The sequence below is a fragment of the Bacteroides sp. 1_1_14 genome, assembly GCF_000162515.1.
Taxonomy (GTDB): Bacteria; Bacteroidota; Bacteroidia; order Bacteroidales; family Bacteroidaceae; genus Bacteroides; species Bacteroides thetaiotaomicron.
The window spans coordinates 189,162-195,458 of sequence record NZ_GG774706.1; the positions used below are offsets into that span (position 1 = coordinate 189,162).

Sequence of the window (6,297 nt, forward strand, 5' to 3'; positions counted from 1 at the left end):
TCTGCGCGGAGGTGACTGAAGGAAAGACAAGGTTCTTGACCCGCAAACCGGAAAGGATGATGCAAGCAATTACATACAGAGCATGAAAGCGGGCCGTGTGGGAGTGATAAGAATAGACAACAAACTGGTAAATCCCAAAATCATGGGACTATTCATCACCAAATAAACGGGAAGAAAGTGCCAGCCCCTCCTCACCGTCCACCAGACGGCAGGACTGGCCGTCGAACAGAATAAAGGCGGGAAGACCGACAGGCAACTCAAAACCAGCCCCGTCAACACAGCCCACGGAATAGATGCTTCCTTCAGGGGAACTGGCTGATAAGACAACGGAGTTGTAACCGCTACTGTTTGCTAATTCCGACACTTGTTTAGGTATTTCCATAACGCAAAAAGGCACATAAAAAACGCCTTGCTGCAAAAGTATAAAATTATTTTTTAATTCAGTCATTCATGGACATAAAAGAATATTCAAAACTGATAAAAGCCAAACAGAAAGAACTGGATGGGCTAATGAAACGGAAGATGCCGGTTATCGCCGGACGAATGGCAAAAGACCATTTCCAGGACAACTTCCGGCAGGGAGGATTCGTAAACGGGGGATTACACCCGTGGCCGAAAGCGAAAAGGCTGTCCTCGGGACGGACCGATGCGGCAGGGAACTACGGGACGCTGCTCTCCGGAAGGAACCATCTCTTCAGCTCCGTCAAATACATGCCGGGAGAATACCGGGTGAGGGTGGCAAACGAACTCGTCTATGCGCCGGTCAATAACTGGGGAGGAGAAGTGCATCCGACCGTTACGCCCCAAATGCGGCGTTTTGCATGGGCGAAGTATTACCAGGCTTCAGGCAAGGCTAAAAAAGCCGCCACGGGCAAAAGAAAAGGCAAAAAGAAGGGTTCTGCCGCAAACAATGAACCGCAGGAAAATCAGGAAGCGCTGAAATGGAAAAGGCTGGCGCTGACCAAAAAGAAAAAGCTCCGGATAAAAATACCGCAACGCCAGTTTATCGGGGAAAGCCGGGAACTGTCCGAAAAGATAGACCGGAAAATGGAGAATGAAATCAGAAATATTTTAAACTTATAACAACATGGAAGAAATTTTTATCGCAATCATGGAACGCATCGCCGAAAAGATACCTGAACTGTCATACATTGACGAGGACTACGGACAGCTTGAAGCCGGGGCGGAGGAGGACCACTACCCGGTAACCTTCCCCTGCGTGCTCATCGGGAACGCCGAATCGGACTGGAATGACCTCGGTTACGGGGTACAGAAAAGCGAGTCACTCATCACCATACGACTGGCCATTGACTGCTACGATGACACCCACTACACCTCCGGAACCTATGACAAGGTAAGGGAACGCCAGCTCAAGGCCAAAGAGCTGTACAAGGCCTTGCAGGAGTTCCAGTGCACGGAAGAGACCACCCCGCTGGTCAGGGTAAAGAGCCGGGACTATTCGCTGCCGGGAAACATCAAGGTGTACGAGACGGTTTATTCCTTCACGCTGCATGACGAGTCGGCCATGCAGTAAGGGGAAGGTTCATTCCCCCGTGAACAGGGAAAGCTGGACGGCTGTCAGGCGGGGTTTCTTAACCTTTGGGACGGGCTTCACCTCCAGGTCCTTCAACTCACGGCACTTGCGACGGATGATCGACATGATCCGCTCCTCGGAAATAAAAAATTCCTGCCGGGACAACACTTTCAGGGCGTCGTCAAAGCGCAGACGCTGCACCTCCGTCCAGTAATAGTAACGGCGGCACAGGGCTTCATCACGGAGTTCTATCAGGTTCTTGTCTCGTCCTTTGGTCATTAAAGCATGGCATTTGCTGCAAAATTAGGCATTTAACCGGGGATGTTGATAAAAAAACGCCGCATCGTGCTGGGATGCGGCGTTTTTCTGTTTAGAGTGTGAACGGAATTCACATGGTCATCAGTTCGGTGTCATCCTCACCCGGGACAAACGGCTCGATGCGGGTGATCACCTTGCTCTGCACCTTCACCCGTCCGCTGCCATTACAGACCGGACATTTTGCGGATAAAGGAGCTCCTCCCTGGTCCAGGTAAAAGATACGTCCCTTGCCTTCACAACGCTTGCAGGCCATGACGTGCGGCGCGATGTTCTTCGTCTTTTCCATAACTACAACCGGCAGAATGAAGGCTCGATACGGCGCCAGACACCGTTCTCGTCACGTTTATGAAAATAGTAGTTCACCGCGGTCTTGTACACCACGTTGCTCTCACGGAAGAGGTCCATGATCTCCGTGTATTCACTGTCGAAACGGTCCTCCAGCTCATACAGCTTGCTCACCGACTTGTAGTCCAGATCACCCTGGCGGTTACGCTCGATCATGGTCATACCGAGCTGGTACATCGGATCATCGGTACCGAGTTCCCGGCTCATGGCGTAACGCTTCAGGTAATCCACCAGACGCTCGGCGGCGAGGTTGGCACGCTCGTCGAAACTCTTCACCTTGTTACTCCTCACTTCCAGCTTCATGTCACCGTCCACGATGGTGAAACTCGCCTGGTTATCCTTGCGAAGTTGCCCATAGTCACGCATCAGGTCACGGAAAGAGGCGGCTTCCTTCTCTACCCAGTCACGGAAGGCCTTCACGTCATCCACAACTGGAAACAGCCTGTTCTTCACTTCAAGCATGAACTGCGCACGAAGCCCTTCGTAGGCATCGCGACGATTGCGCTTGTTTTCCTTCTCTTCCTGCTGGAGCTGTTTCAAAAGCTCCTTCCTGTCCTGGGCGGACAGGCTTTTTAATTGTTCTTTCAAGTCCATAACTAAAAAATTAAATGGTTATTACTGTTGTTTATTCTCACGTTTGCGGCGGATGGCGCGCAGCTTCACCTGCAACGTGTCCAACGCCTCACAGTCAAGTTCACGGAACTCCATACCAGCGATACGGCTGTCCAGGCAGAAAGCGTTCACCTTGTCCCAGTCGGCCGTATCGATACCCAGCAGCTGCATCTGGTGCAGTACCGCGGAACGCTTCTGACGGAGAATCTTCCGGAGCTCCTCACGGTAAGTGAGCGGCACCAGCTTGCGCATCCCGGCCACGGCAGCGCTGTATTCCTTCAGCGTCATCTCGCGCAGGCTCGTGGTGCGGCCGTCCGTGTACTGGGAAACGATGCTTTCCTTCAGTGCCTCACGATCCGATGTCGGAAGGCGGTTCAAAAGGCTGTAAAACGCTGAGTAATTCTCGGGCTTGTTTAGCCGTTTACGGGTGTTGATGTCTATCTGCATGGTGATGCTGTTCTTTTATTGCTTATTTTAAGGTCATTGATTTCCTTAATCACTCTCTTTACTCTGATAGTACACAAATAATCAAGAAGATGCTCTTTTTCATTTTTTGTACACTTATACTGGTTGAAAAATTCAAGTATGCCCATTCTATTCAGATTTTCATTAACTCAAACTATTCATACCACATCAGCACAACTCTATGATTTCACCCACGGCAGAGCGTAGAAGAGTACGCAAAACCGAAGGGTTTCCGCTATCATAGATGACTTCCACACAACACTCATGGCGTGCGTTACGTGACACAACCAGCTCGCAAGTCATATTCTCACAGAGCCATTTTTCCACTACTTTACGGACACCAACTGCGGTGACCACAATTACCATTTTTTTACTCATAATATTGACCGTGCTGTATGTTATTCAACTCTTATTCTCCCGGTGTACTGGTTTCCCCGAAACTTCATCCCCTTGGTGAAGCCGCCCGGATATCCCAGTTCCTTGCTTCTCGCGTTTGCCAGCAACAAATGTTCCCGGCTAAGGGAGGCTACAAAACCTTTGTCCTTTTCCAGTCCCATCTCTCGGGCCTTCCGGGTGACGCTGCGTTCGGAAACACCGAGCATTTCAGCCAGCTCCCGGTTGAGGGTATTGTGATAGTGACGACGCATGATGGAAAGCATATTACCGTTCCAAAAGATACGGGTGGAATATCCCTTATGCTCGACGAGCCGTCCCAGTGTCCGGTGCATGAAAGTACCGTCAGCAACCTTCCGGTGCTTGCGGTACTGTTCACGCTTGTACGCCAGCACACATTCATGACACCAGGAACTCCGTCCCCCATTCTTCAACGGATAGAACTCACGCATCCACAACTTTCGGCCGCAATGCGGACAGACACGTTTACGTTTCTGCTTGTTGTTATTTTCACTCATAGCTGTTTATGCTGCATTCATCAGTTCATATTCAAATTTTCACCGAACGGAATAGTATTAATGTCAGCCTTTCTCGTGTAGGCCTGCATAAGTCCCACGGAAAGCAGCATATAGACATTCTTATTCGCTTTGACAACCCCGGAAATAGAGCCGACAATATGTTCAGTCTTGCCGGTAATGATTGAGCCGGCTATCTGCTCAAGCCCGTCTGGATGGTCCTCACTGACCGCAACGCTCATAAAGGCACTAAGATCGTTTTCCTTACAAAAGTTATCCACGTATTGGCAGAGTTCCTTTACTGCCTCTTTCTGTTTTTCTGTAATCATTTTAGTAAAATTTTAATCATTAATAATTATATGTTATTTCTCAAGAATATAGTCGCACTCAAGAACTTTGACACCACCGTAAAATGTCACTTTGGACGTATCAGTGATACCAAAATGTTCTTTATCCGCGAAAATCATATTTTTCACACCGGACTTCATTTGCCGGACAACGTCCTTAGCCCTTTTATCAGTCCAGCTATGAGCGGCAAAACCCGCTTTGAACTGGTAAGTGGTCGTTATGGCACCGTTCTGGATTCTGGTGGAAACGGTAACTGTACCCACACAATTTTCTATTGTTCTCTTCTTTCCCATGATGATTATTTATTTGTTGGTTTCCAATCCACTGTTATGATCGCATCCAGTTCACCGCTGCCTTCACAGACCGGGCAGGGCACCTGCACGTCCTCGCGGCTGCCCTCCTCCGTTCCCCAGAACCAGCCGTTGCCCTGGCAATAACCGCACTTGTGGCCGGTACTGACGAAGTTCTCACGGTTAGGCCCCTTACACATATAGGCGGGAGGACAAATCTCCAGCTGTTTCTTTATCCTGCTCATGCCTGGCCTCCTTTCTGTTTCGGTCCCGCCACATTCCAATAGTCATAGGCGCCCTTCTCCCAGATTGTGTATTCACCAGTGGCCCCCTGATAACGTCCCTTACTGAAGGCGACGTAGCCCTCCACCCATATCTTCAGGTCGGCATCATACATCACGCTCGTGGCCGCATCACCTTTAGGATTCTTGCCACGGGCATGGCTGATGAAAACAAACAGCTTGTCCGGAAACTCCTCCTTCAGCTGGATATAGTCACGATACGTCATCTGTGTGTATTGGAAGCTGTCAATGATCACGATGTTGAAACTCTTATGACGCCGGAGCCTGATCTTCAAGGTGGGGATGTCCTCCTTGATGAACGCCAAATGGCGGCTTACCTCGGCCATACCAAAGCGCCGCAGGTTATTTTGGACTGTCAGAGAAGTGCCTTCCTCCAGGGAGTTGAACGCCACACGGTCATACTTGCAAAGTTCCTTGCAGAGCTGCATCACGAAAGAGGTCTTGCCGTTACCACTGTTGCCCCACACGAACCAGCAGCCCCGGACTTCCGGAGTGTCGAAGGCATCCTTCCATTTCCCCTCAAAAGGGAATACGTCATACTTCTTGTTCAGAATGTCCCTGACATTCAAGGCACGTCTCATGCCCGCTTTTTTATTATCCTTTTTCTCTTCTTCCATGGTCAGAACAGTTTTAGTTGTCGGATATTGTCTATTTGATCAAGCACGGCCTGCCGTGCGGCACCCCGCAGTTTCTCGTGGCAGAGCATCCTGCCGAGTGCCCACAGAAGGGCATTCTCACGGGTGGCAAACTGTCCCCATTTACGTCCCGGGTTGAAACCGCCACCGGAACCGCCCACCTCCATGTGAACGCCGGCAACCCACCAGCCGTCCTGCTGTCCAACAAGGGCGTCCAGGTAGTCGCGACCATTCCGGTAAACGGTCACCGTCTCGTATTCCCTCAAGACTGGGTAATCGCTCCAGGGAGCAGGAAGCTGCTCGCGACCGTCGATCTTTAAGTATTCAAATTTGTTTTCCATATCCTTAAAATTACGTTTGAACGGTATTTGAACGGGAGTCATTCCCCCACCATGCGTTTCACCTTGTGAATGGACTTCCTCACACGCCGCAAATCAAAGTCACATGTCGAAGCCTCCTTTATCACCTTATCGATGTCTTTTTTGTCAGTCACACCGTTGGCGGAACAGATCGCGAACACATCGTTCACGTCTGTAGGCT

Annotated in this window: 14 protein-coding genes and 1 pseudogene; 2 read left to right on the forward strand and 13 right to left on the reverse strand. The window is 50.1% G+C overall.

The genetic code is table 11. From position 1 onward, the window contains the following. Nucleotides 1-148: 148 nt before the first annotated feature. The gene (locus HMPREF9007_RS0125040; protein WP_008761789.1) at nt 149-364 is read right to left on the reverse strand and encodes a hypothetical protein; all 216 of its coding nucleotides are present in this window, start codon (nt 362-364) and stop codon (nt 149-151) included. Between the two features lie 86 nt (nt 365-450). On the opposite strand from HMPREF9007_RS0125040, the gene HMPREF9007_RS11805 reads away from it, so the two are divergent. Further along, nucleotides 451-1,083, forward strand: coding sequence for a hypothetical protein (locus HMPREF9007_RS11805; RefSeq protein ID WP_004325660.1), 633 nt, complete (start codon nt 451-453; stop codon nt 1,081-1,083). 4 nt (nt 1,084-1,087) lie between these two features. Beyond that, nucleotides 1,088-1,534: a hypothetical protein gene (locus HMPREF9007_RS11800; protein ID WP_004325659.1), complete on the forward strand. Its 447-nt coding sequence runs from the start codon at nt 1,088-1,090 to the stop codon at nt 1,532-1,534. A 9-nt stretch (nt 1,535-1,543) separates the two neighbouring features. Here the strand turns inward: HMPREF9007_RS11800 and HMPREF9007_RS11795 are convergent, their stop codons facing one another. The 12 genes and pseudogenes from HMPREF9007_RS11795 to HMPREF9007_RS27725 all read right to left on the reverse strand — a co-directional run. Further along, complete coding sequence (locus tag HMPREF9007_RS11795; protein ID WP_004325658.1) at nt 1,544-1,813, reverse strand: hypothetical protein; 270 nt, start codon at nt 1,811-1,813, stop codon at nt 1,544-1,546. Nucleotides 1,814-1,922: 109 nt separating this feature from the next. Next, the gene (locus HMPREF9007_RS27165) at nt 1,923-2,138 is read right to left on the reverse strand and encodes a hypothetical protein (protein ID WP_008652655.1); all 216 of its coding nucleotides are present in this window, start codon (nt 2,136-2,138) and stop codon (nt 1,923-1,925) included. A gap of 2 nt (nt 2,139-2,140) precedes the next feature. After that, a complete protein-coding gene (locus HMPREF9007_RS11785) occupies nt 2,141-2,791 on the reverse strand; it encodes a DUF3164 family protein (RefSeq protein WP_004325657.1) in 651 nt (216 codons plus the stop codon). Between the two features lie 21 nt (nt 2,792-2,812). Next, entirely contained in the window at nt 2,813-3,256 is a 444-nt protein-coding gene (locus HMPREF9007_RS11780; protein WP_004325656.1) for a hypothetical protein, read from the reverse strand. Between the two features lie 186 nt (nt 3,257-3,442). Next, nucleotides 3,443-3,640 (reverse strand): hypothetical protein, encoded by a 198-nt coding sequence (locus HMPREF9007_RS11775; RefSeq protein WP_004325655.1) that lies wholly within the window; start codon nt 3,638-3,640, stop codon nt 3,443-3,445. A gap of 32 nt (nt 3,641-3,672) precedes the next feature. Further along, entirely contained in the window at nt 3,673-4,185 is a 513-nt protein-coding gene (locus tag HMPREF9007_RS11770; protein ID WP_004325654.1) for a hypothetical protein, read from the reverse strand. A gap of 20 nt (nt 4,186-4,205) precedes the next feature. After that, nucleotides 4,206-4,511: a hypothetical protein gene (locus HMPREF9007_RS11765; protein WP_004325653.1), complete on the reverse strand. Its 306-nt coding sequence runs from the start codon at nt 4,509-4,511 to the stop codon at nt 4,206-4,208. Nucleotides 4,512-4,544: 33 nt separating this feature from the next. Next, a complete protein-coding gene (locus HMPREF9007_RS11760) occupies nt 4,545-4,823 on the reverse strand; it encodes a hypothetical protein (protein ID WP_004325652.1) in 279 nt (92 codons plus the stop codon). Between the two features lie 5 nt (nt 4,824-4,828). Beyond that, complete coding sequence (locus HMPREF9007_RS11755) at nt 4,829-5,065, reverse strand: hypothetical protein (protein ID WP_004325650.1); 237 nt, start codon at nt 5,063-5,065, stop codon at nt 4,829-4,831. Then, entirely contained in the window at nt 5,062-5,739 is a 678-nt protein-coding gene (locus HMPREF9007_RS11750) for a hypothetical protein (RefSeq protein ID WP_004325648.1), read from the reverse strand. The genes HMPREF9007_RS11755 and HMPREF9007_RS11750 overlap by 4 nt, the downstream gene beginning before the upstream one ends. Nucleotides 5,740-5,741: 2 nt before the next feature. Beyond that, on the reverse strand, nt 5,742-6,140 hold the full coding sequence (locus HMPREF9007_RS11745; protein ID WP_004325645.1) for a hypothetical protein: 399 nt from the start codon (nt 6,138-6,140) through the stop codon (nt 5,742-5,744). Beyond that, nucleotides 6,137-6,297: pseudogene (locus HMPREF9007_RS27725) on the reverse strand (ATP-binding protein); the annotation flags it as partial. The pseudogene HMPREF9007_RS27725 and the gene HMPREF9007_RS11745, both read right to left, overlap by 4 nt.

What these genes read in the sequence shown, in the direction of transcription:
- HMPREF9007_RS11805 (WP_004325660.1), top strand. Translation starts at nt 451, where the DNA reads ATGGACATAAAAGAATATTCAAAACTGATAAAAGCCAAACAGAAAGAA.
- HMPREF9007_RS11800 (WP_004325659.1), top strand. Translation starts at nt 1,088, where the DNA reads ATGGAAGAAATTTTTATCGCAATCATGGAACGCATCGCCGAAAAGATA.
- HMPREF9007_RS11795 (WP_004325658.1), bottom strand. Translation starts at nt 1,813, where the DNA reads ATGACCAAAGGACGAGACAAGAACCTGATAGAACTCCGTGATGAAGCC.
- HMPREF9007_RS27165 (WP_008652655.1), bottom strand. Translation starts at nt 2,138, where the DNA reads ATGGAAAAGACGAAGAACATCGCGCCGCACGTCATGGCCTGCAAGCGT.
- HMPREF9007_RS11785 (WP_004325657.1), bottom strand. Translation starts at nt 2,791, where the DNA reads ATGGACTTGAAAGAACAATTAAAAAGCCTGTCCGCCCAGGACAGGAAG.
- HMPREF9007_RS11780 (WP_004325656.1), bottom strand. Translation starts at nt 3,256, where the DNA reads ATGCAGATAGACATCAACACCCGTAAACGGCTAAACAAGCCCGAGAAT.
- HMPREF9007_RS11775 (WP_004325655.1), bottom strand. Translation starts at nt 3,640, where the DNA reads ATGGTAATTGTGGTCACCGCAGTTGGTGTCCGTAAAGTAGTGGAAAAA.
- HMPREF9007_RS11770 (WP_004325654.1), bottom strand. Translation starts at nt 4,185, where the DNA reads ATGAGTGAAAATAACAACAAGCAGAAACGTAAACGTGTCTGTCCGCAT.
- HMPREF9007_RS11765 (WP_004325653.1), bottom strand. Translation starts at nt 4,511, where the DNA reads ATGATTACAGAAAAACAGAAAGAGGCAGTAAAGGAACTCTGCCAATAC.
- HMPREF9007_RS11760 (WP_004325652.1), bottom strand. Translation starts at nt 4,823, where the DNA reads ATGGGAAAGAAGAGAACAATAGAAAATTGTGTGGGTACAGTTACCGTT.
- HMPREF9007_RS11755 (WP_004325650.1), bottom strand. Translation starts at nt 5,065, where the DNA reads ATGAGCAGGATAAAGAAACAGCTGGAGATTTGTCCTCCCGCCTATATG.
- HMPREF9007_RS11750 (WP_004325648.1), bottom strand. Translation starts at nt 5,739, where the DNA reads ATGGAAGAAGAGAAAAAGGATAATAAAAAAGCGGGCATGAGACGTGCC.
- HMPREF9007_RS11745 (WP_004325645.1), bottom strand. Translation starts at nt 6,140, where the DNA reads ATGACTCCCGTTCAAATACCGTTCAAACGTAATTTTAAGGATATGGAA.